The following is a 23,093-nucleotide window of genomic DNA, read 5'->3' on the forward strand; positions in this document are numbered from 1 at the left end:
ATTGATAATATATATTATTTATATTTTTATGGTAAATTAATATCTAAAATACTGGTTAATAATAACTATTCAACCATTACTTTTGTAAAAAATTGTATATTTTTATGGTAATTGCATGCATAATAATAGATGTACGATTATTTTTTCCGTAGAAAAGGAGTGTTGAAATGAGAAAAAAAGCACCTGATTTTCGAAAGAAGATGAATCGACACCATAGAAACCACACACGAAGACTAGTGAAACTGCTGGCAGCGTCCTCTCTCGCCCTCTCTCCGATCTCATTCACTTATACGAAAACCGAAGCAGCTGAGAATTCTGAAAAGAAGTTTCAGACGCAACAAAGTCAATTCGCGAACTCGGTTCGAAACTCGCTTGTCCAAGGACCGAATCGAGTCAGCTTAGCTGAAGTTCAACTATTGACGGATGTCGCGGTCAATGCAAATCTGACGGAACAACCGGATAACTATGATTTAGCCCTTAATTTAACCGGAATCGGATTAGCCGATGCGGAAGTATTGAACCCGGACCGGGTGGCTGTCTTCAACATTCCAGATTTAGCGGGAAAAATGCAGGCGAATGGTAATGCGTCGGTCAGTGTTGAATTATTACCCATCACACTTGAAGATTTACCGACGCTTAAGGGACAGCTCGATCCGTTGACGGGAACAGTAGCAGATACTGTGACTGACCTATTAGCGGGTATCGATCGATTACAACGTACTCCAGTCGTAGGTAGTTTGTTGAGAGTGGATGGGCTCGAAGAATTAACGGATGCCCTGGATAATCTACAAAATTTAGATACCGCACTTTCAGACCTTCTAGATTATGAAGGCTCTGCTCCAGTCACGATTAATCCGGATGGTTCAATCATCATCGATTTTAGTGATGGTTTAGGACAGCATCTTGACACGGTAACGAAACAAGTTGTTCAAGAAGCCTTGACCGATTTGGTCAATGCCATTACGAATTTAAAATTATCCGGAATAGCAGGAAATTTAATTGATCCTGTTTTAAACCCAGTCAAAAATTTACTGCCAGGTGTGAACAGTCTTTTAACGGCAGTAACGAACGATACAGTGAACTTGTCGAATGAACTCGCAGGTGTACAAGTACTTGGACCAACTTCTGTTAGTGCCAATGTCACCGTAGATAAACCGGCTGGAGTTGCTCAAGACGAAGTTGTTGTTACAGGATCTGTCGTTAATACGTCAGCAATTGATGTACAACTTCTGGCTGATCTAGATGGTCAAGATACGATCGTTTTTGATGAAGAGGCGGATGGAGACGCTGACGCTGATGCGGATGCGGATGCCGATGCGGATGCTGACGCGGATGCGGATGCTGACGCTGATGCTGATGCTGATGCTGATGCTGACGCCGATGCTGATGCTGATGCGGACGCTGATGCCGATGCAGATGCAGATGCCGATGCGGACGCCGACGCCGACGCCGATGCCGACGCAGATGCCGATGCGGATGCTGACGCCGATGCCGACGCTGACGCCGATGCCGATGCGGATGCTGACGCTGATGCTGATGCGGACGCTGATGCCGATGCCGATGCCGATGCGGATGCTGACGCCGATGCCGATGCTGACGCGGATGCTGACGCGGATGCTGACGCCGATGCCGATGCCGACGCGGATGCTGACGCGGATGCTGATGCTGATGCTGATGCGGACGCCGATGCGGATGCGGATGCTGACGCTGACGCCGATGCGGATGCGGATGCGGATGCTGACGCTGATGCGGACGCCGATGCCGATGCCGACGCTGATGCGGACGCTGACGCCGATGCAGATGCGGATGCCGATGCTGATGCCGATGCCGATGCGGATGCTGACGCCGATGCCGATGCGGATGCTGATGCGGATGCTGATGCGGATGCGGATGCGGATGCCGATGCGGATGCCGACGCCGATGCGGATGCTGACGCCGATGCTGACGCCGATGCGGACGCCGATGCAGATGCGGATGCTGACGCCGACGCTGATGCTGATGCGGACGCTGACGCCGATGCTGATGCCGACGCTGATGCGGACGCTGATGCGGACGCGGACGCTGACGCAGATGCCGATGCGGATGCGGATGCCGACGCTGACGCCGATGCTGATGCTGACGCCGATGCTGATGCTGACGCGGATGCGGATGCGGATGCCGATGCGGATGCGGATGCGGATGCGGATGCGGATGCGGATGCGGATGCGGATGCCGACGCTGATGCTGACGCTGATGCGGATGCTGACGCTGATGCTGATGCTGACGCCGATGCGGATGCGGATGCGGATGCGGATGCCGACGCTGATGCTGATGCTGATGCTGACGCTGATGCTGATGCTGATGCTGACGCCGATGCTGACGCAGATGCCGATGCGGATGCCGACGCGGATGCTGATGCCGATGCGGATGCGGATGCGGACGCTGATGCGGATGCTGATGCGGATGCAGATGCTGACGCGGATGCGGACGCCGATGCTGATGCTGATGCGGATGCGGACGCTGACGCTGACGCCGATGCCGACGCCGATGCTGACGCGGATGCCGATGCGGATGCCGACGCCGATGCGGATAACGACGCCGATGCGGATAACGATAACAATGGAGACAAGGATAATGCTAATGGTGTAAATGACGACAATACTGACAATACTAATGGTGGAGATAATGGTAACAACGAAAATAGTGGAGACGATTCCAACAATGTTTCGAATCAAAACACTAATACTGACAATGATAATATCGTCATAACGATTCCAGCCGTGACACCACCTATGACACCGCCGAGTAATGGACCAGTCATCACCCCATCTCCAATAGTGAGTTCAGGATCAAACATCAAGCCTACACCTTCATCAGGCTCTCTAAGTAGTTCGAGCGTTAAACCGACGTTACCAAACACTTCGGTTAAAGCATCAACCGCGAAATCACCACTCGTTTCAAAACCGATCACTCAACCAGTTAAACGAATCGTTGGTGGTACGTTACCGAATACTTCGGAAAATCTGTTCTTGATCACCCTCATGGGAATGCTTGCGACAGCTGCCGGATTGTTCACGAAACTATTCCGCCGCCGTCCACAAGAGTAAGTCATGCTGTAGTTAATCGTAGTGGGGCCATCTGTGCCTCACTGCGATTCATCCTTTTAGAATAGGAGTGAAGCTGAACATGGATCTGCTCAACCGATTCACCACTGCCATCGATGTACTGGAACAACACATGAAGACCGATGATATCTATTACTGGAATCGTCAGATGATGTTATTCGTCTCACTCGGACAAGCATCGGAGCGGGCCCGTGTCGTTCGATTCCAAGGCAAAGGACTACAATCCGTAAAAGATCAAGCACGCAATTGGCTCCGTAAACAACCGGAGATGGAGTGGTTAAAACTCGACATCGCCCGAAACTTTGAGGCACTTTCGTTTGAGACTTTAAACGAGCGGGTGAAAGACACACGGAAAAATTACTTCCGACACGGAATCGCATTCGATCGAAAGATGCAATGTGCCTATCTAGAAGAAGAATTGAATGGTAATGCCGTTTTGACACAAGATCCGACGCATCAAGAACTACACATCAATCTAACGAACTTGAGCAATTATGCGCACCAACAAGGGCGGACGGAGCGGATGGACTTTCATCCGACAAGTCCATGCCTCCTCTTTGATACACTCGGTGTCTTCGCAGACGAAACACCATATGTACTTGAAGTCATACGTGATGTCGAAAAAATCCGTGAGACGACAAGCCCACTTCCTTCTGAAATCAAGACGATCGTCGCCCAGTCGAGTGAGTATCTTGCTCGCCAAGTCCGGACGAATGGTCGCTTCCAATATGGTTACTTCCCATGCTTTGATAAACCGATCAAGTTCTACAACAGCTTACGTCATGCAAGTACACTCTATTCAATGATTGAAGCCTATCGACTGACACCAAGCGAACGATTACGCCAAGCAATCGATCGAGCAAAACGTTATTTGGTCGAGGAGCTGATTGTACATGAAGGAGAGCGTTCCTTCGTGCTTGATCGCGAATCGAACGAAATCAAACTCGGTGCGAATGCTGCAGCGATATTAGCATTGACGGAATACATGCAGACGTTTCAGACGACGGATGAGTTACGACTCAGTCAACGACTCGCAGCAGGCATTCTTTCACTGCAACAACCATCGGGTCAATACCTGCATGTGCTCGAGTACCCGTCGTTTGCGTTGAAGGATGCGTTCCGAATCATCTACTACGAAGGAGAAGCGACATACGCCTTGATGCGGTTGTACGCACTCGATCCCAATCCACGTTGGCTCGATAGTGTCGTCCAATCATTTGATCATTTCATCGCTAAATCGTACTGGAAGTTCCACGATCACTGGTTGAGCTACGGTGCGAACGAGTTAACGAAATGGTTGCCGGAAGTGCGTTATTTCCAGTTCGGTCTCAAGAACGTCTCCCCGAAACTCGACTTCATTCACCACCGGGAGACGACGTACCCGACGTTCCTCGAGCTGATGCTTGCTTCACGCGAGATGATTGACCGAATCGAAGCGCTTGGACGAGCCGACTTGTTAGCCGACTTTCCGCTCGAGTGGCTCGACCAGACGATTGAACGACGGATGATCTATCAGCGAAACGGCTTCTTTTATCCGGAAGTCGCAATGTATATGAAGAAACCCGATCGGATTCTCGGAAGTTTCTACATTCGGCACCATTCGATGCGGGTCCGGATTGATGACGTCGAGCATAATTTATCTGGTTATTGCCGGGCATGGACACGAATGCTGAAGGAGGTGCCGTCATGATGCGACGCGTATCAACGCTGTTACTCGTCATCGGACTTGCCTTACTTGGATACGTCGGGTATCAGAAACTGACGATCCAGCAAACCTTGACGACAGAACTCGCAAAAGCAAAAGATGTCGTGCAGGCGGAAGGAACGTCATCGACCACATCAAAATCAGCAACAACGAGCAAACCATCGAAGGAGAAGACGAAGGATGTCCTCTTCCAAACCGGTGAGACGGTCGGATATTTAAGGGTGCCATCACTTGAGATGGAGTTACCGGTGCTTGAAGGCGTCGATGATGCGACACTCGCAAAAGGTGTCGGCCATCATCCGGAGACGGCCTTTCCAGGGCAAGGCGACCGGATTTTCCTCGCCGGGCATAACGATACGACGTTCTCGAAAATCAGTAAGTTGAAGAAGGGCGACGAGGTCGTCCTCTATCTCGCGAACGGGTCCTATCGCTACGTCATGCAATCGAGCGAGATTGTTGATTACAAAGACACGCGGGTCCTTGAGTCAACGAAGCAGGAGTCACTCGTCGTTTCGACCTGTTATCCGTTTTATAACGTCACGGACAGTACGGAACGTTATTTGATCTATTTTGAACCGATCGAGGAGGATGCGTCATGACACGAATCGGAATTTTGCGCCTGAACGAGAATCCGCAGTTTCGCGATAAGATTGCTTGCGTCATCGGTGCTTCGATGGGCGTTGACATCTTCTTTTTCCGACCGCGCGATGTCGACTTCGAAAATCGGACGATCCGCGGACTCTTCTTCGACGAAGATGCGTGGCATCCAAGTATGTATGAGTTTCCGGACGTCATCTACAATCATTTGCCACTCAGTGATGCAGACAAGGAATTGTTCAATCGTCTCGCAGCCGAGATTCCCTTTACGACGCACCGGATTGGGAATAAAAATGTCGTCTTACGTCAACTGGCGCAAGAAGGATCGTTTCAGGACGTCTTGATTCCGATGCACCGGGTAAAGAAAGGAAAGACGATCTTCCCGTTGATTGAGCAATACGGAAAAATCGTCTTCAAACCAGCGAACGGAAAACAAGGACAACGGATTTATACGATTGAGCAGGAGGGAGATCAGTACCGGTTCAGTCATCTACTCGAGTCGACCGTCTGTTCGACAGGGGAATTGATCAGCCGCATCGAAGAAGAGACGAAACGGAATCCGATGATCGTCCAGCCGTTCATTGCTTCGCAAACGATTCATGGGCATTCGTATTGCATGCGGATCCATGTCGCGAAGGGAGCGAACGGTCAATGGAAACTCGTCAAATACTTTCCGTTCGTCAGCAACAATCACCAAGAATCGGTCAGCCATCTTAGTCACGGTGCATTCTCGACGACACGGATGGACATCTTCATGAAACAGAACTATCCGGATCAACATGAAGCGATTTCGCGACGGATCGTCGACTTTGCGCGACGATTCCCAGCCTATTTCGATTCGTTTTATGCCTACCCGCTCGATGCGCTCGGGATCGATGTCGGGATCGGGGCGGATGGGAAAATCTATCTCTATGAGGTCAACAGCTTGCCTGGTACGCGCTATGTCGAGTTTCAGGCAGAGTATCTCGCGGTCCAGTATTGCCAGTACCTTGCGACACATGGGCGTCCCGGTGTACATGGACTCGACCGGGGATGGATGAAGGAACGGATCGAGGCTTAGAAAAGAGGCGACGTGTGAAGACAGTATTGTTTTATGTGATGTCGGGCTTGCTCGTCCTCATCATCGTAACGAAATTCATGGTCCCACTCTTCGGTTGGTTTCAGGCAGAGGAGCCGGTAAAAGAAACGAAACCACGGACGTCAATTCGACTGGATGAAGCACAGCTGAAGCAGTTCGATCGCGAAGATCGACTCGGTGTCGTCTATGAGATGGCAGGATTGAAGCTGAAGACGCTGGACGTCGATACGACTGAAAAAACGCGGCAAACACCACTTGTTCAAATGAAGGTCGAAAAACAAAAGCTCCTCCAAGTGATGGGGGAGCCGGGGCGGTTGCTTGCGATCACGGTCAAAGTGACGAATCAGTCAGCGGACGAGATTGAAATCTTACCAAAGATCGGGGAGTATGAGACAGAGGACGAGATTGTAACGATTGCGGATCAATTTAATGCCTTGAACGGTAAATACAAACCGGATGAGAGTCGGATCGGGATCGTCTTTATTCCGTCGGAGCAACTCCGCGTGACGGAAGGACGACTCAGTCTGTTCTATGAGACGATGTCCGGTAAGAAACAACTCCGGATTGCATTACCAGCAGCAAAATAAAGAACGGGATGCCTCCAAGTTGGAGACATCCCGTTTTGTCATTTCTGGACGGCGCTGAACGCGTCTTCTGATTCGATTCCGGCTTTATTGACCGCTGTGACGACGAAACGACCTGTTGCATCTTCTGGGAGTGGGAACGCTTTACGCTCGATCGATTCTGTCGTACCGAGTTTTTTGCGTTTTCCATTCTTTTCTTGATAGACGTTGTATTTGACGACGTCTTCATCGGTTGACGCATACCAGTTGATGAATCCACCACTGACGCGAATGTTCGTCGCCGGTTTTGGTGGTGTCTTGACTGGATCCGATGCTTTCTCGTCGAGTTCCGTGAAGACGACGAGTCGGTCATCATACGTGCCTTGGTTCTGATCATACGTCCCGATACACGTGATCAAGTTGAGGTTCCGGGTATCGGCTGGACCAAAGATTTTCTTCAGTGGTGCCTTCAAATGATCGTACTGGACGAGCTCTTTGACGCGGAAGACGAGCTTCCGTCCGGACGCATCGGTGATTTCGACCGGGTCACCTTTCTTCAGTTCATGCAGTTTATAGAAAATCGCTGGACCGGTCTTCGTATCAGTGTGACCGTCGATGACGGCATTTCCGACGTCACCTGGACGCGGACCGAACTTATACCAGCCGGCTTGTTGTTCGTTTTTAGGTGTCGCCATCGCGCCATCTTTATCGAGCCCGACCTGTTCAACTTTCGTTTTAATGTCGTGCTTCGGGATGAAGAGTTGTTTCGGAAGCTCGACCTCCGTTGCCGAGAGGTCCTTGAACTCCTTCTTGAAGATTTCAGACGGCTTGAGCGGATCTTCTTCCTTCGTCTCGGAAGAGGCCGCGGATTCTGTTTTTGGATCACCTTGCGTGATATTTGATGTATCCAATTTTGTTTGACCGAACAAGAGGAACAGCAGTGTTCCGACCGATGCGACCATCAAGAGGATGCTCGCCGGTAATAACCAACGTTTCATAAACGCGTATCTCCTTTCCGAGAGAAGGGATTCCCTCTATGTACAAAAATAACAGGATAGCATGTCGCTATCCTGTTATTGATTATACCCAATTTCTTAGGCGTTTTGACGTTTACGTGCGAGGACAAGACCGACTGCTCCGAGTGCAAGACCGAATACTGCGATCGCACCAGTTGTTGCAGCTGAGTTGTTGTCGCTCATTCCACCGTTACCTGTGTTAGGCATTGATCCTGGAGTACCATCCATGAATTTCTCTGGTGATTGTTTAACGATTGCATCACCGAGGTTAGCTCCTACGCCGTACATGTAAGCGTAAGACTCACGGAATGTGTCGACAGAACCTTTGTAGTCGCCTTCAACATACTGCATGAACGTATCTTGGACGTAAGTCTCGTGACCTGATACTGCTTCTTGTGCTGCTTTTGTTGGAAGGTTTTCTTCTGTCGCTGCACCAAGGAATGCACCGAAGTCGTTCGAGAACATTTTGAGCATGTCTTGTGCGTCACCCATCAATTTCTTATCGTCATTGACTGCTGCTGTGACGAGATTAGCTTGTGCTTCGATGTGGTTTTTCGTCCAAACTTGCTCAAACTGATCTGCACCGGCTTGACCGTAGATCGATTTGATAGCTGCTTTGAAGTCAGCTGTGTGCATGTCTTCAGCCCAGTTTGCTGCATCGTAGTCTTTCGCTTGGTCAACGCCAGCTGTCATGCTGAGGTTTGCAAGAGCAACGTGTTCAGCTGCAAGGCTGTTGAGTGTTGAACGAAGGTCTGCTGCTTTTGAGTCAGCTTTCGTGTTGTCGAATTTCTCAGGCATCTGTGTTGTGATCGCAACAGAGAGTGCTTTTGAGATATCATACATGCGGCTGTATCCTTCACGGAACGTGTTGTACGATCCTTCGTAGTCACCAGCTGCATATTGCTGGAATGTTTTGTAGACGTCTGCTTCGTGAGCACGGAGAACTTCTTCAGCAGCTGCTTTCGGGAGTTTACCTTCCGTAGCTGTATCGAGGAAGCTTGAGAGATCTTGGACGAACTCTTCTGTTTCTTTCTTCGAAGCGTTGATGCCGTCTTGGTCGTCTGCTTTTACAGCTTTGACGAGGTCTGTCGTATATTTGTTGTGATCAACGAAGATTTTCTCGAACTGTTTCGCACCTTCGTCACCGTAGACTGAAGCGATTGCTGGAGTCATGTCGAGTGCGTTTTGTTTGAGTGCTGCTTCGTAGTACTGTGCGTCTTTTGAACCGTCATATTGTTTCTTCATGTCCATGACTGCGAGGACGAAGTGCTCAGAGAGTAATTGATCGAGTGTAGCACGAAGGTCAGCGGCTTTTGTTTTGACCGTGACGTTTTTCGGTGCATCTTGTTTCATGTCTTCTCCGCCACCAGAAGCGAATGCTGCCGTTCCTGGTAGTACGAGTGCTGCTGCCATTGCTGATGCTGCGAATTTTTTCGTGTGTTTCATCTTAAATCATTCCTCTCAGTTTTTGGTTTATTTGGTAGGTGTTTCTTGCCTGTTCTGAATAGCTTACGCAACATCGGGTGATTTGGATTGCATAAAGTTTTAATTTTTTTAATGAGTTGTTGAAGTGATGTTTCGTGCCACCCAAGAACCGTTGTTGCGTCGTTCTGGAAAGCTTACGCCGGACAGTTCAGTTTGGATTTAAAAAAGTGTAAAAAAACCGCAGAACGTGGGAAACTGTTTTTCTCCTTCCTTATATACACAAACTAAAATTTTTTAGAGGAATTGCCTGTCTGGTCGTGTTACACTAGTTGCGGAACACGTTTTGTAGCGAATTTGGAACTATTTAATACCAGGTACTAATATGCTATACTGTTCTCAGACTGAATCAATGAAAGGTGATCAAGATGGTACAAAACCAAACAGGCACGGATCAGCCAACGCGTGAACGCCTGAAGAAGAAGCAACAGGCTTCAAACCAGGAAACCGGCAATCCGGAGCACAAATCAGAGCGACGTCTTCGTGCGTACTCGACACGCCGAGTTCCGATCATCGTACGTGTACTGATCGTTCTCGTTCTCATCGTCGTAGCACTGATCGTCGGCGCAATGGTGGGTTATGCGACGTTTGGTGGTGGCGAGGCAATGGATGTGTTAAAGCTCGACACATGGACCCGCATCACCGATTTTTGGATGAAATCTTAATTTAATCAGTGATGGGAGCTGTCGAATATGTATACGATCGAACAAATCAAGGAAGTCATTCCGCACCGGTATCCGTTTTTACTCGTTGACCGCATTTTGGAAGTCGAAGAGGGAAAACGCGCCGTTGGAATCAAGAACGTCACGGCGAACGAAGAATTCTTCAATGGCCATTTCCCAGAATACAATGTCATGCCCGGCGTCTTGATCGTCGAAGCACTCGCGCAAGTCGGTGCCTTCGCCGTATTGAAGATGGAAGAGAACCAAGGGAAGCTCGCCTTCTTCGCAGGAATTGAAGGATGCCGCTTCAAACGTCAAGTCGTACCCGGGGATCAGCTCCGCCTCGAAGTCGAATTGACGAAGGTCCGCGGACCAATCGGTAAAGGTCGTGCCACAGCCACAGTCGATGGGGAAGTCGCCTGTGTCGCTGAACTGACGTTTGCTATGAAGTGAAGCGAACATGAAACGCTGGCTTCTCCCCCTCGCGATTTCCTTACTCGTCGTTCCTGGTTGTCAGCGCGCAGAACAAGCGAAGACCGCTTCCCCGACGGTCATCGTGGATCCAGTTAAGCGTGCAGGACAGACCGAGAACATTTCCGCACAGGTCACCCTGACGGAAAATGACCGGATGCGTCTCGTCATCCGGACAGCGAATGACATTCGACTCGATGACCAACAGGTCGATATCCGGCTCGAAGTCGCCAACCAATCGATTCCGTTTCCGTTCGTCTCCTTCGAAGCGAAGAAGATGGGGGAAATCCGGACCTATACGTCCAATACGACGATCGAAAAAGAAGTCTTCGATGACCAGCGTCTTCCGGTCCTCATCATTGATGCAGGAGCAGGCCGTGGGATCGAGATTCCGCTTGAAATCGTCAAATAAGACAGCATAGTGAGCTTTTCGCTCCATGTGCTGTCTTATTTTTGTTTGATTTCGGCTCGTGAGGGAACAGAAAATAGATACAAAAGGAGGAATTAATATGGATCACACGGTACAGCAACGACTGACAGATTGTATTCTTGCTTGTAATCATTGTTTTGATGCCTGTCTGAAGGAAGAACATATCGGGCATATGGCGGATTGTATTCGACTCGACCGGGATTGTGCGGATATCTGTAGCCTCTTGCTACAAGCAATCGCTCGAAACAGCTCGAATGTCGCGGTTCTTGCAAAGGCATGCCAGGAGATATGTGAAGCCTGTGCCGCTGAGTGTAGTAAACACGACCATGACCATTGCCAAGCGTGCGCGAAGGCGTGTACGGCATGTGCGCAAGCGTGTAGTCAGCTCGTCTAAGACCTTGTCTTTCGACAAGGCTTTTTTATTATAAAAAAATAGCAGGAATTCAAGAATTCTTCTGGTTATTTTTGGCGGATTTGTTTACTATTTAGGGAGGTAATATTAAATCACGATAGGAGCATACATACACTCATGAAAAAACTTAGTTTACTTTTGATGGCACTCGTCGTCGCGTTCGGTCTGAAGTTACCGGTCTACGCAGAAACCGTCGAGTGGGACGTCACAGGAACGGGCACGGGTCCGTATACGTTGACGTTTGAAGGCACAGGCATCGTCGATATCACGTCGGAGACGGCACTCGTCTTTGAAGACGGCGTGACAGGGGAAGACGTCAACATCGAAGAGACACCGGTCGTGACGTTCACGTCGGAGACGGCACCTGTCGTTAAGGTCGTCTCAGCAGATGGACAGCGGACGATTCTCGTCGAATTCGGTAAAGTCGTCACACCAGAAGAGCCGACGACAGAAGAACCAACTCCAGAGACACCCGTAACAGAAGAACCGGTCAAAGAAGATCCAGCAACGGACGAACCGGTGACGGAGGAACCGACACCAGAAGAGCCTGTGACGGAAGAACCGGTCAAGGAAGAGCCGACGACAGACGAGCCAGAGACGGGTGATGACGCGACACCGACACCAGTCGAGGCACCGACGACGGCAACGATCGAAGGAACGATCTGGTTCGATGAGAACGAAGACGGCATTCGCCAAGAGAAGGAAACACGTCTCGATGATGTCGTCGTCTATTTGATGGATCGGAATGAAGATGTCATCGATGAAGTATACACGAAGAATGGCCTATACAGCTTCAAGGATTTAAAACCAGGAACATATGAAGTCGAAGTCGACGGATATGACATGGGGTACTATTTCTATTCCGAGCAAAACGTTGGTGACGACCGGACGATCGACTCCGATGTCGATGAAGACTTTGGGATGAAGAAAGTCCGTCTCGTCGCAGGTCAGACGGAAGTGATCGACGCTGGGATTTACGGCGACGAAGAGCTCGACGGTATGTTCGAGCATTGGTTAGCTGTCGTCAATTTCTTTGATGCAAACGGAAACCAACAGCCAGATTTTGATGAAGGAACAGTTCCTGCGACGTATACGGTAACGGATGCGATCACAGGAAAGGATGTCTATCAGGAAAAGATCGCAAAAGATGACTTGATGATGCTCCAACTTGATCCGGGAACGTACACGATCAAGACGGAAGTCGCAGCGGGCTACACGGTCAAAGCGATGCATCACCTTGACATGGATGACTTGATGATGGATATGGATGAAGAGATGTATGAAGACTATGAGTCATTCGCTCAGCAAGCGAAAGCGATGAAACTGATGGCGAGCGATGAAGAATCAATCTCGCCGGAAGAACAAGAGATGATTGATGAATTGTTGAAGTACTTCGAGCGAAAATCACCGGAAGCGGGTGTGACGATCGAAGAAGGCAGCCTCGGTACGATCTTGCTCGCGGAAATCGCGAAAGCAGAACCGGTCGCAAAACCGACGCCAACACCAACGTCAACAGAAACATCTGTTCAGACAGTCGAATCTGCTGAAAAACAATCGAAACCTACGACAACGACAGCAACGGGCACATTACCACAAGCAGGTGAAGACAAGCCGTTCCCATATGCAGCAACGGGAGCAGGACTTGCTATCGTCGGCCTTTGGTTACTCGTTCGTCGGGGAGCATAACGATTAGAGACCTTCTATACGAGGGTCTCTTTTTTGATGTGTGTATCCTTTGACACACACGCACACATGTGTGTATAGTAAAGGTACTACTAGAGGGAAAGAGGGATGACGATGTTAACGACAAAACAGATCAGTGAATTGTTACGTGTCTCAGAAGAAACGGTCCGTCGCTGGATTCGGACGGGCGAATTGCATGCCGAACAGGACGGAAAAGGGTATCTCGTCGATGAGTTGGCGCTGAAACGTCTCGTCGATGAGAAGTCGCAGATTCCAGGAACCGCGATGAACAAGATTCTCCCACTCATCCAAGATATGTTCGGACCGGAAGCGGCTCAGTTTGCGAAATCAAACTTGTTTGACCCACTCCGTCAATCGATGGAGCAAGCCCCACCGAAGCCGGAAGCATCGAACGAGTCACTCGCAGAAGAACTCGATCGTCTAAAACGCAAAAAACGTCGTCTCGAACTTGAGCACGAACTGAAGTTGCTTGAGATTGAAGAGAAAATCGCAGCAATCGAACGGAAAGTTCAGTCCTGAACACGAAAAGCGATGTCCCCAATTGAGGAGACATCGCTTTTTTTCGTTCGACCATAAGAAAAACCCACTTCACGAGTCGGAAGGGGTTTTGTCGTTTGCTTGTTTCTTTTTACGGTACCAGTACCAGTAAGCAAGTCCCAGTCCAATCGGGATTGCAGCCAAGTACGGGTTAGCTTCGATGAAGCTGATCATCTCAAAGAGCGCGAACCATCCACTGATTAAACCGAGGATGAGTAAAATCGTCCGTAGTGCTTCGGGAAGCTTGCGGATCCGATACGCAATGAGACAGACGAGGCAAAAGATAATGATAGCCACGAGCATTCCTCCCATTCCCGTAATCCAGTATAGCGTATTCGGAAAGCTTTTTCGATGTTGAATGATGGGAAAAGATTCAAATCCGTTTCGAACAATCGAACCGTTTGACCTGTCATGATAGGTGAGCCCCTCGCGGACTCACCTATTTTTGATAAAAAGGAGCAGATACATGGTCATTGATTATTTCGCAGTCTTACCGAGTGGGAAAAAAGGCGCACTAGAGCCGCACTGTCTGACACAAGGAACGTGGTATCAGCGCATCAATGAGGAATTGTTTCGAGCCATCCATTATGGAGCCGGGATCATCCGGATACGCGACAAAGGAGCGGAACTGCGGATTCCGATCGAGTTCGGATTCGGTTATGTCTTACAGTATCTGCGCCAGTTCACGGAGGCGGAGCGACAAGATGGACGAAAACGTCATGTCCTGCAACGACAGCTCGATTGGATTGGTCGCGGATTACCGATTGAACTCAAACGACGTGGAGAGAAGATTGAAATGTGGGCTGATGATGTCCATCGCTTGCATCGGGAATCGTTCCTTCAAGCAATCGAAAAAGCAGATCATTTTATCTCGTGAAATCAAAATTTTATTTTAATAAAACGAAAATAAGACAAAAACTTAATAAAATGTAAGCGTTTTCTTTAAAGGGGTGAATCCAAAAATTAATTTCCATGCACAGCCCATGTAAATATATTTTATCTTACTACTATTCACCTATTTTTTACAAAAAATCTATTGTAGCGTCCTTCCCAGTTTTGTATATTTGACCTGTAGCGTTTCTACCGATTCTCAAAAACGAAACGGTGGAACGCACGAATCTACAATCAGAAATGGCTTCTTGGAGCGATTTCGGCAGTTTCTTTAGTTCATCCCAATCGGATACATAATGGCTCACGCATGGATCGTCTTGATGATAGACGAAAAGTCGCACGTGAAACAGAACGTACTCCTCCTAAGACGACTAAAGAATTTTTTAACTGCTTTAAAGTAAAATATTTCTATATTTTACTTATATTGTAGATTTAAAATTGGGATTTGCGCTTTTGATTTTTTAGAAAAGAGGAGGAATAGTAAACATGGGTTATTCGAAGAAAACGAACAAATTGTACGCTGCTGCAGCTGCGCTTGCAGTCACGGCGTCTGTCGTAGCACCGGTTGCTGCTGATGCAGCATCGAAGGTCTCGGTTAAATACATCTCTCCAATCTTGATGAAGCACGCTGGTGGTTCGAAATATGCAGTAAAGAAATTGACGCTTCCGACGAAAGTCAAAGTCAAACTTTCAAACGGCAAGTACGAAATGCGCTCAGTCAAATGGAGCGGTTCTGTCAAATTCGAAAAGAAATACATCAACAAATACCAAGTCCTTTACGGTAAGGTAGCAGGTACGACAAAGAAAGCTGTTCTTAAAGTCGAACTTCAAAACTACCCAGTTGATGTCCTCGAACCAGTCCTCGAGCCGGTCGCTGTTGGCGGAAAAGTTCAATTGCCAAGCACGATCAGCATCCAGTACAAATCAGGTATCATCGTTAAACGCCCAATCAGCAAGTTCAATCTCAAAACTCCATCGACTTCAAAAGCAGGAAAATATAAACTGGCTTACTCGTACAAAGGTGCTAACTCTGTCGTGACAGGTTACATCAACTACGAAGTCAAGGCAGCAAGTATCTCGAACGTCATGGGAAGCGTCGATGATCAGATGCTTTCAGTCAAAGCAGATGTCATGTACCCAGCAGTGGGCGCAGCGGCAGAACTCTTAATCTACCCAGGTAAAGACTTATCAACGACGCCAATCGTTGCAAAAGGAACGCTCTCGAAAGGGAAGTTCATGGCGTCGCAAGGTGGCATTCCAGAAGGAACGCACAGCTACATCGTCAAAGTCGGCGATGTCAAATCAGCTCCGATGGACTTCACGATCGCAAACACGGTCCTCGCTTCAGCGAAAGCAATCGGCAAAGAGAAAGTCGAAGTTTCATTCTCGCGTGCCGTTGACGCTGTCTCAGCAGACAACTTCAAAATCGCAGGTGCGACAGTCAAGTCAGCGACACTTAGCGCAGACAAGAAGTCAGCAGTTCTTGAAGTCGAAGGACTCGAGTACGGCATGGACTACTCAGTTGACGCAAAAGGCATCTTGATTGGTGGCGTTGCAAAAGATCTCGGTTCACTCAGCTTCATGACGCAAAGCGTCGAAAACATCTGGATGCTTGAAGTGACACCAAAAGCGTCTTCGATCCTTGCAAACGGATCAGACAACACGGAAGTCACATTCCAGTTGAAAAACAAAGCAACAGGTGAAGTCGATACGAAAGCAGACGATATCGTCTTGAAATTATCGACATCATTCGGGTCACTCGCGAAAGAACGCGTCACGATCCAAGATGGTAAAGCGACGGTTCTCTTGACGTCTGAGTTCAGCAACACAGACATCGAAGCAACAATCGACGCGCAAATCATCGAAACAGTCAACGGTGAGTACAAAGACTTGATCGGTAAGATCGATGGACAAGCGAAAGTCAAGTTCAGCACGGTCATGGTTACGCCAGCACCAGTTGAATTGATTAACGTCCTTGCAGCGGAATCGAACCAAGCGGATCGTGTGACGATTTTCCTCGATAAAGCCGTTTCACGTGACCTTCTCTTGAAATCGTTCGGTCTCGATAAGAAATTACCGACTGTTGACGAGAGTGAATACCTCGCAAACGACAACATCCAAATCGAACAGTTCGATGGTTCGAAACGCGTCATCGGTATCAAATCGATTCCTTCGAATCCAAAAGCATTCGAATTGATCCTTGATAAAGAAACACCACTCCAAGACAACGCAACTGTTAAAGTGCTTGCGAAAATCACGAGCAGCACGGATACAGAAGTGAAGTCAAAAGCAAGCTTCAAGTTGACAGATGCACGTCAGCCGGAAGTCACTTCGGTCAAACCAGTCGGTCTGAACCAACTTGAAGTGAAATTCTCTGAAGCAATCGCAGGCGCGAAGTTCAAAATCGATGGTCAATACGGCGAGAAGTACTTCAAAGTCGAATACCTCGGATTTGATAACAAAACAGGTGTCGATCGCCGTGATACAGTCATCATCACGTTGAACGATGCGAAAATGATGGGTGTTGCTCCAGAAGAAGCGTATCCAGGAGCAAAAGAAGGCTACTTCACGCCTGGTAAACACTCACTCCAAATTTGGAACACGATGGACTTCGCAGCCCTTTCGGATGAGTCGAACATCGGAACGACACAAAACCTCGACTTCACAGTTGCTGCTGATACAGTCAAGCCAACTGCAGGCGTCGTTGTTGAGTCGCCAGAACAATTCCGTATCATGTTCAGCAAACAGCTTAAAGGTCTCGACCTCGACGCAGTCAAAGCATTGCTTGCTTCGAAGAAGTTGAAACTCGAGCGTTACAACTCGAACACGAAGTTGTACGAAGACTTCAGTCAGTATGCTGATGTGACGTACTACGACGAAGAGTCAGGCGAAGTTCTCCTCGAACTCAATAAGGACTGGACGGAAATCTACGATACAGTCAACACGAAAGAGAACTACTACAACGATAAGTTCAAACTTTCGCTCGCAAAAGATTCTGTCAAAGCAGAAGCAAACGGCGAGAAAAACGACTTGTTGTCGCTTGATCTCAACTATGCTGGTTCACCGCTCAACTCTCCAGATCTGAAGAGTGCGGAAATCACGACGATTGACCGTTATCTCTTGACGAATGACTTCACAGTCATGATGAGCGAGCCGGTTAAACTTCGTGGTCTTGATCAGTCGGATACACCACTCATCAACGCAGAAGGTACAGTACTTCCGCCAAAAACAACAGTTGAGTTCATCGGTAAAGATAAAAACGGTAAAACCGTTACGATCGATGGATCAGTCGTTGGTTACACGGATAGCTCAGATATGAACTTCCGCGTCGCTGCGAATGATAACCTTCAGTACCTCGTCGACAAAGAAGGATACGGCGAAGAGTGGAAAGTCGTCGTCAAGTCACTCTCTGACGATGTCGGTAACACGGTTGCTACAGCAACACACGACTTCAAAGTTTCGAAAACGCCAGTCGTTCCAGTGGCTTCGCCATTCGAAATCGCTAAAGTCACAGCTAACGCAAAAGATGAAAAAGACGTCATCCGTATCAAGTTCACAGAAGGTGTTCAATACACTGGAATGTACGATGCAACGAACACTGCACAGTACACGTTGAACGGAAAAAATCTCCCAGTCGGCACAAGCATCTCGCTTGCTGATTCGGATGGTGATATCACGAACGGTCTTGACATCGTTAAGATCAAAGTTCCAGAAGGAACACTCAAAACATTGTCGAACGTCATCACGGTCAACAAAGAACTTCAGTCGTATGACAACTCTGTCTTGACTGGTGGTTACGAGAAAGCAGTTCTTCTCGGACTATAAGAAACGTAAAATCTCTTCCTACTTCGGTAGGGAGAGGTTTTTTGTGACAAAACAGCGCAATCGATTGCATTTTGGTAAATCTATTTACCTATTTTATAAATTTACATCTGTCTTTACTTTAAAAAGATGTTAAATTATGTGATGTTATTTGGAATTTTAGGTAGAAATAATCAAAAATATACATCTTTAAAAGGGAGATTAGACTCATGAACAAGACGAAAAAAGTCTCGACAGGTTTGCTTGCGGCATTGGTCGCGACAAGCGGACTGACGTATGCACCAGAAAGCGCAAAGGCTTTCGCACCAAGTGAAAAGCTCGACAATCGCGTTATTTTCCAAAGTTTCAGCCTGTATCAACCGTACGAAAGCAACATGTACCGGACGCTTGCTAAAAAAGGTGAATTGCTCAATTCATGGGGCGTAACAGATGTGTGGTTGCCGCCTGCATATCGTTCATTCGATATGGCACGTTACATGGAAGGATATGCAATCGCTGACCGTTATGACCTCGGTGAATTCCCACAAGGACCAAATAAAACAGTTGCGACGAAATACGGAAAAGCCACACAACTCGAGATGATGGTCGACATGTTGCATGACGACAACATCAAAGTCCAGATGGACCTCGTTCCGAACCAAATGCTCGGTCTCAATCAACGTGAAGCTGTTTTCGTTCGTCGTGCGACAAGCTCAGGTGAGCTGTTCGCGAATCCATTCACAGGTGGAGAGAAAACGAAGACACTCGCAACGCCTTACCTCGCTTACACAAAAGGTGGCGGTATGGGACAAGCAAAATACGGTTATCTTAAAGAATGGAACAAATCGTTCATCAATGGAACATCGCTACAAGGGCAGGGGATGGGCCGCGTCATGACGGACAAAGACGGTAAACCATACCGTTACTTCGGCAAAGACGATGCGAAGAACTACTTACCAGAATGGTTGCTTGACGCAGCGAAGACACAGAACTTGAATGTCATCGATACGTATCTCGCAGCAGACGGCTGGTATGAAGTCTCACCAGAGAACTGGAAGCCGATGCTTTCGCAATACGCGAAGGATGAAGGATACCTCGAGTACATGAAACAAAACGGCTTCGAAACAAAAGAAGCATTGCTCACTTCAACGGAAAACGGAAAAATCGCTTCGTTGACGGAAGAATACATGAAAACGCAGGCTGCGTACGGTTATGGATCAGAAGAACGTTCATACCAAAACGATAACTCAGGGATCGACATCGAAGATCAATTCCTCTTCGTCGATGAGACTGGCTTCCCAACGCAGGCATACAACAAAACGATGACGAACAACGATGAGTTCTTGATCGGTGTCGACCTTGCGAACTCGAACCCAGAAGTCATCAAGGAGCAAAAGAACTGGATGAAGTGGATGCTTGAGACATACAAGTTCGACGGTTTCCGGATCGATGCGGCATCACACTATGATACGAGAATCTTGAATGCAGAAGCAGAAGTGTCAAAAGCGCACTTCGGTAAAAAAGATTACCTCAGCTACATCGAGAGCTATAAAACAGAACAGAATGCTTACATGAAGGCTAACAATAATGAACAACTCGTCATGGACGGAGAGCTTTACTTCACGCTCCGTTCAGCACTTACGCCATCGAACAAACGTGCACTCCGTGACTTAGCGAAAGTCTCAGTCGTTAACCGTGAAGGTGACGGCGCGACGAACGTTCAAGCGAACTGGTCATTCGTCAACAACCATGACCAAGAGAAAAACCGCGTCAACCAAATCATGCTTGATACGTACGGCATCAAAACGAATACGCAGTACGGAAAAGATGGCGAGCCGAAATCGTTCGAGAAGCTCTACAATAAAGAAGATGAAGCGAAGGCACTTGCGATTTATAACAAAGAACTCGCAAGTCCAACGAAGAAATACTCGACGGAAAACGTCGTCGCGCAATACGCGTTCCTTCTTTCGAACAAAAACACGGTGCCAACGGTCTACTACGGTGATCTCTACCAGACGGATGCATCGTACATGTCAAAAACGACACCGTACTATGATGAAATCACGAATCTCCTAAAAGTCCGTAAACAGTATGCGTATGGTAAACAACACGTTGCGTATCACACGTCGAACACGTCTAAAGAAGCGGGTAAAGACTTGATCTCAAGCGTTCGTTTCGGAAAAGACCGCAACACAGGTGTCGCGACAGTCATCGGGAAAAACGCAGCCCTAGATACGACAGTTCAAGTCAACATGGGTAAAACACACGCGAACCAAGTCTTCGTCGATGCTAGTGGCGTCACGAACACGAAACTCGTCACAGATAAGAACGGTATCTTGACGGTTCCAGTCAAAGGCATCAAGACAGCTGAAGTCAACGGTTACGTCGGCGTCTTCGTTCCACAAGCAACAAAGGCACCAGTCGCAACGATCAAAGCCGGTGCAGTCTATCAAGGAAAAGCACTCGACTTGAAAACGACAGTCGCGAACACGACATCAGCAGTTGCGTCAACACGCTACCGTGTCCTTGATACGAAAAAAGCGACAGTTGATTCAAAAGGTCGCCTGACAGGTAAAGCAACAGGTAAGACGACGGTTGAAGCAACGGTTACGTTAAAAGACGGTTTTGTCTTGAAAACAGTCTTACCAATCGAAACAAAAGCAAACAGCGTCACGCTGAAAGCAACAAAAGCAACACTCAAGAAGAACCAGACGACACGTATCGCGTATACGTCAGCAACGGATAAGATCAAATCTGTTCAGTATACATCAGCGAACAAAAAAGTTGCGCAAGTCTCGTCACGTGGTAACGTAAAAGGAATCAAAGCAGGTAAGACGACGATCCGTGTCACATACACGACAGTAGGAAACTACAAAGTCGTCAAAACATTCACAGTCACAGTCAAGTAATATTAGACATCACTCTCCCTGCGAGAGTGATGTTTTTTTGATTCACATCAATGTTTTACTATATTCCACATAATTCCATCTAATCCGGGTATTAGTAAGAAAGACCTAGAGGGAGGAACAATGATGCGAACATGGATAGCAGGGAGCTTAGCGCTTGGTTTGATCTGTAGTACGGTACAAGTCAATGCGTTTGAAAAGCAGGAAACGATTCGTCCGGCAACACTAATGAAGGCAAAGGAAGTCCCGGCGTTCTCAAAGCAAGCCGATAGTGCTTTAACAGGTCGCTTTGATTCGGATGGATTGGCGGTCTGGTATTTTGATGCGAAGGATTTTGTCGCGAAAGGAACGCACTTCGAGTTCGAGCTCGACTACAATACCTACGGAACGATGTTCGCCAGTAAAGCCGACGCGGAAGCAGGTCGCGTCTACAATCGGTATTACCAAATCACGGATGATACGCTCTACTTCCCACTCAGTTGGAGTGGTCGACAATACTTAGTCCTCGAAGGCTACCCGGGCGACCGTTATTCAGTTCCCGCCTACGTCTCGCGTTATGAACCAATCGAGGAATCGATGACTGCTGCCGTCAAAGCAGTCAAACCGGCGTTACTTGTTCAGACACGCCCTGGTGCAATGCGGGCGCAGTCGTTCGGAGCCTCAAAAGTCGAATCACTAGCGTCTGAGCTCCGCATCGAACGGCTCGTCTATGATTCGTATGCTGACGCTGAGGCGGCGAAGAAAAAGTTCGAGCGATCGAATAGTGTTGCGTTCGCAGAATTCGACGCGCCGATCCAAGCATTCGGTGTCGATGCCTATCAAAAACATCAATGGTCGCTACAGAACACGGGACAAAAAAAGGGACTGAAGGGAGCAGACATCGGCTTTGTCGCCATGCAAAAACGTATCAAGGGCAAGAAGCTGTCTGCAACGAAAGTCGCGGTCCTCGACTCCGGCATTAATCCGAGTTATGCCGACTTCGCCGGTAAAGTCCGGATGGATCTTGGCTATGATTTCATCAATGGCGATAAGACGGCGTGGGATGATAACGGACACGGTTCACATGTCGCTGGAGTCATTGCGGCGGGAGGAAATAACACGTACGGGATGACCGGTATCAATCCGATGACAACGTTGATTCCGATCAAGGTCCTCGATGAGTCAGGGGCTGGTTCGGTCTCGGGACTCGTCAAAGGCATCCAGCATGCGACAAAACAAGGTGCCCGGATCATCAACATGAGTCTCGGCGGTAGTTCTTCTTCGAAATCGATCGAGTCGGCATTAGCCGCAGCGGTCAAGAAGAACATCATAATCGTCGCCGCTTCCGGAAACGAAGGACGTGGGACGGTCGCGTATCCGGCTCGTTCGAAATATGTTTTATCCGTTGGTGCAACCGGACGAAAAGATACGAAAGCGTCGTTCTCGAATTATGGAACGGGTCTAGACCTCGTTGCTCCAGGCGTCTCGATCCCAAGTTATCTCGCAGATGGGGAGTTGTTATATGGAAGTGGTACTTCGATGGCGACGCCACACGTCGCAGGTGTCGCGAGTCTTATGATCAGTCTGAAGCCGTCCTTGAAGGCAAGCAGTGTCGAAAGTATCCTTAAGAAATCAGCGAAGGATCTCGGTAAAAAAGGCTATGATACGAGCTATGGTGCCGGTCGTTTGAACGCTGATAACGCCGTCAAACTGATCCCTTAATGCAGTTAAGAAGTCCTGTGCGAACAGGGCTTC

At 48.3% G+C, this 23,093-nt stretch carries 18 protein-coding genes; 15 read left to right on the forward strand and 3 right to left on the reverse strand.

Features of this window, described 5'->3' with window-relative positions:
- Window positions 1-167 precede the first annotated feature (167 nt).
- The 5 genes from AYO36_RS16605 to AYO36_RS00960 all read left to right on the forward strand — a co-directional run bounded on the left by AYO36_RS16605 (window position 168) and on the right by AYO36_RS00960 (window position 7,071).
- Complete coding sequence (locus AYO36_RS16605; protein WP_197484502.1) at window positions 168-3,086, forward strand: adhesive domain-containing protein; 2,919 nt, start codon at window positions 168-170, stop codon at window positions 3,084-3,086.
- A 79-nt stretch (window positions 3,087-3,165) separates the two neighbouring features.
- Window positions 3,166-4,794 carry a hypothetical protein gene (locus AYO36_RS00945; RefSeq protein ID WP_064299253.1) on the forward strand — a complete coding sequence of 543 codons (1,629 nt, stop codon included), beginning with the start codon at window positions 3,166-3,168 and terminating at the stop codon, window positions 4,792-4,794.
- Window positions 4,791-5,408: a class D sortase gene (locus AYO36_RS00950; protein ID WP_064299254.1), complete on the forward strand. Its 618-nt coding sequence runs from the start codon at window positions 4,791-4,793 to the stop codon at window positions 5,406-5,408. The genes AYO36_RS00945 and AYO36_RS00950 overlap by 4 nt, the downstream gene beginning before the upstream one ends.
- Window positions 5,405-6,466: a YheC/YheD family protein gene (locus tag AYO36_RS00955; RefSeq protein WP_064299255.1), complete on the forward strand. Its 1,062-nt coding sequence runs from the start codon at window positions 5,405-5,407 to the stop codon at window positions 6,464-6,466. The genes AYO36_RS00950 and AYO36_RS00955 overlap by 4 nt, the downstream gene beginning before the upstream one ends.
- A 14-nt stretch (window positions 6,467-6,480) precedes the next feature.
- Window positions 6,481-7,071, forward strand: a complete 591-nt coding sequence (locus AYO36_RS00960; RefSeq protein WP_064299256.1) for a hypothetical protein — start codon at window positions 6,481-6,483, stop codon at window positions 7,069-7,071.
- 38 nt (window positions 7,072-7,109) lie between these two features.
- On the opposite strand, the gene AYO36_RS00965 is transcribed toward AYO36_RS00960, so the two are convergent.
- Entirely contained in the window at window positions 7,110-8,045 is a 936-nt protein-coding gene (locus AYO36_RS00965) for a class F sortase (protein ID WP_064299257.1), read from the reverse strand.
- 96 nt (window positions 8,046-8,141) lie between these two features.
- Window positions 8,142-9,509 carry a hypothetical protein gene (locus AYO36_RS00970; RefSeq protein WP_064299258.1) on the reverse strand — a complete coding sequence of 456 codons (1,368 nt, stop codon included), beginning with the start codon at window positions 9,507-9,509 and terminating at the stop codon, window positions 8,142-8,144.
- Between the two features lie 404 nt (window positions 9,510-9,913).
- Here AYO36_RS00970 and AYO36_RS00975 point away from each other — a divergent pair, with 404 nt between their 5' ends.
- From AYO36_RS00975 to AYO36_RS01000, 6 genes are all read left to right on the forward strand, one after another.
- Window positions 9,914-10,210 carry a DNA-directed RNA polymerase subunit beta gene (locus AYO36_RS00975; RefSeq protein WP_029342717.1) on the forward strand — a complete coding sequence of 99 codons (297 nt, stop codon included), beginning with the start codon at window positions 9,914-9,916 and terminating at the stop codon, window positions 10,208-10,210.
- Window positions 10,211-10,237: 27 nt separating this feature from the next.
- Entirely contained in the window at window positions 10,238-10,660 is a 423-nt protein-coding gene (gene fabZ / locus AYO36_RS00980) for a 3-hydroxyacyl-ACP dehydratase FabZ (RefSeq protein ID WP_029342716.1), read from the forward strand.
- 7 nt (window positions 10,661-10,667) lie between these two features.
- Window positions 10,668-11,090: a hypothetical protein gene (locus tag AYO36_RS00985; protein WP_029342715.1), complete on the forward strand. Its 423-nt coding sequence runs from the start codon at window positions 10,668-10,670 to the stop codon at window positions 11,088-11,090.
- A gap of 97 nt (window positions 11,091-11,187) precedes the next feature.
- Entirely contained in the window at window positions 11,188-11,502 is a 315-nt protein-coding gene (locus tag AYO36_RS00990) for a four-helix bundle copper-binding protein (protein ID WP_064299259.1), read from the forward strand.
- Window positions 11,503-11,637: 135 nt separating this feature from the next.
- Complete coding sequence (locus AYO36_RS00995) at window positions 11,638-13,206, forward strand: SdrD B-like domain-containing protein (protein WP_064299260.1); 1,569 nt, start codon at window positions 11,638-11,640, stop codon at window positions 13,204-13,206.
- A gap of 111 nt (window positions 13,207-13,317) precedes the next feature.
- Window positions 13,318-13,743 (forward strand): helix-turn-helix domain-containing protein, encoded by a 426-nt coding sequence (locus tag AYO36_RS01000; protein ID WP_029342712.1) that lies wholly within the window; start codon window positions 13,318-13,320, stop codon window positions 13,741-13,743.
- Between the two features lie 69 nt (window positions 13,744-13,812).
- Here AYO36_RS01000 and AYO36_RS01005 read toward each other — a convergent pair whose 3' ends face one another.
- Window positions 13,813-14,064: a hypothetical protein gene (locus AYO36_RS01005; RefSeq protein ID WP_230088487.1), complete on the reverse strand. Its 252-nt coding sequence runs from the start codon at window positions 14,062-14,064 to the stop codon at window positions 13,813-13,815.
- A gap of 163 nt (window positions 14,065-14,227) precedes the next feature.
- Here AYO36_RS01005 and AYO36_RS01010 point away from each other — a divergent pair, with 163 nt between their 5' ends.
- From AYO36_RS01010 to AYO36_RS01025, 4 genes are all read left to right on the forward strand, one after another.
- Window positions 14,228-14,638, forward strand: a complete 411-nt coding sequence (locus tag AYO36_RS01010) for a hypothetical protein (protein ID WP_064299261.1) — start codon at window positions 14,228-14,230, stop codon at window positions 14,636-14,638.
- 500 nt (window positions 14,639-15,138) lie between these two features.
- Complete coding sequence (locus tag AYO36_RS01015) at window positions 15,139-18,477, forward strand: hypothetical protein (protein ID WP_064299262.1); 3,339 nt, start codon at window positions 15,139-15,141, stop codon at window positions 18,475-18,477.
- 206 nt (window positions 18,478-18,683) lie between these two features.
- Window positions 18,684-21,362: a glycoside hydrolase family 70 protein gene (locus AYO36_RS01020; protein ID WP_064299263.1), complete on the forward strand. Its 2,679-nt coding sequence runs from the start codon at window positions 18,684-18,686 to the stop codon at window positions 21,360-21,362.
- 123 nt (window positions 21,363-21,485) lie between these two features.
- Complete coding sequence (locus AYO36_RS01025; RefSeq protein WP_064299264.1) at window positions 21,486-23,060, forward strand: S8 family peptidase; 1,575 nt, start codon at window positions 21,486-21,488, stop codon at window positions 23,058-23,060.
- The last annotated feature ends 33 nt before the right edge of the window (window positions 23,061-23,093 follow it).

This window comes from Exiguobacterium sp. KKBO11, assembly GCF_001644945.1.
GTDB classification, from domain to species: domain Bacteria; phylum Bacillota; class Bacilli; order Exiguobacteriales; family Exiguobacteriaceae; genus Exiguobacterium_A; species Exiguobacterium_A abrahamii.

What these genes read in the sequence shown, in the direction of transcription:
- AYO36_RS16605 (WP_197484502.1), top strand. Translation starts at nt 168, where the DNA reads ATGAGAAAAAAAGCACCTGATTTTCGAAAGAAGATGAATCGACACCAT.
- AYO36_RS00945 (WP_064299253.1), top strand. Translation starts at nt 3,166, where the DNA reads ATGGATCTGCTCAACCGATTCACCACTGCCATCGATGTACTGGAACAA.
- AYO36_RS00950 (WP_064299254.1), top strand. Translation starts at nt 4,791, where the DNA reads ATGATGCGACGCGTATCAACGCTGTTACTCGTCATCGGACTTGCCTTA.
- AYO36_RS00955 (WP_064299255.1), top strand. Translation starts at nt 5,405, where the DNA reads ATGACACGAATCGGAATTTTGCGCCTGAACGAGAATCCGCAGTTTCGC.
- AYO36_RS00965 (WP_064299257.1), bottom strand. Translation starts at nt 8,045, where the DNA reads ATGAAACGTTGGTTATTACCGGCGAGCATCCTCTTGATGGTCGCATCG.
- AYO36_RS00970 (WP_064299258.1), bottom strand. Translation starts at nt 9,509, where the DNA reads ATGAAACACACGAAAAAATTCGCAGCATCAGCAATGGCAGCAGCACTC.
- AYO36_RS00975 (WP_029342717.1), top strand. Translation starts at nt 9,914, where the DNA reads ATGGTACAAAACCAAACAGGCACGGATCAGCCAACGCGTGAACGCCTG.
- fabZ (WP_029342716.1), top strand. Translation starts at nt 10,238, where the DNA reads ATGTATACGATCGAACAAATCAAGGAAGTCATTCCGCACCGGTATCCG.
- AYO36_RS00985 (WP_029342715.1), top strand. Translation starts at nt 10,668, where the DNA reads ATGAAACGCTGGCTTCTCCCCCTCGCGATTTCCTTACTCGTCGTTCCT.
- AYO36_RS00990 (WP_064299259.1), top strand. Translation starts at nt 11,188, where the DNA reads ATGGATCACACGGTACAGCAACGACTGACAGATTGTATTCTTGCTTGT.
- AYO36_RS00995 (WP_064299260.1), top strand. Translation starts at nt 11,638, where the DNA reads ATGAAAAAACTTAGTTTACTTTTGATGGCACTCGTCGTCGCGTTCGGT.
- AYO36_RS01000 (WP_029342712.1), top strand. Translation starts at nt 13,318, where the DNA reads ATGTTAACGACAAAACAGATCAGTGAATTGTTACGTGTCTCAGAAGAA.
- AYO36_RS01005 (WP_230088487.1), bottom strand. Translation starts at nt 14,064, where the DNA reads ATGCTCGTGGCTATCATTATCTTTTGCCTCGTCTGTCTCATTGCGTAT.
- AYO36_RS01010 (WP_064299261.1), top strand. Translation starts at nt 14,228, where the DNA reads ATGGTCATTGATTATTTCGCAGTCTTACCGAGTGGGAAAAAAGGCGCA.
- AYO36_RS01015 (WP_064299262.1), top strand. Translation starts at nt 15,139, where the DNA reads ATGGGTTATTCGAAGAAAACGAACAAATTGTACGCTGCTGCAGCTGCG.
- AYO36_RS01020 (WP_064299263.1), top strand. Translation starts at nt 18,684, where the DNA reads ATGAACAAGACGAAAAAAGTCTCGACAGGTTTGCTTGCGGCATTGGTC.
- AYO36_RS01025 (WP_064299264.1), top strand. Translation starts at nt 21,486, where the DNA reads ATGCGAACATGGATAGCAGGGAGCTTAGCGCTTGGTTTGATCTGTAGT.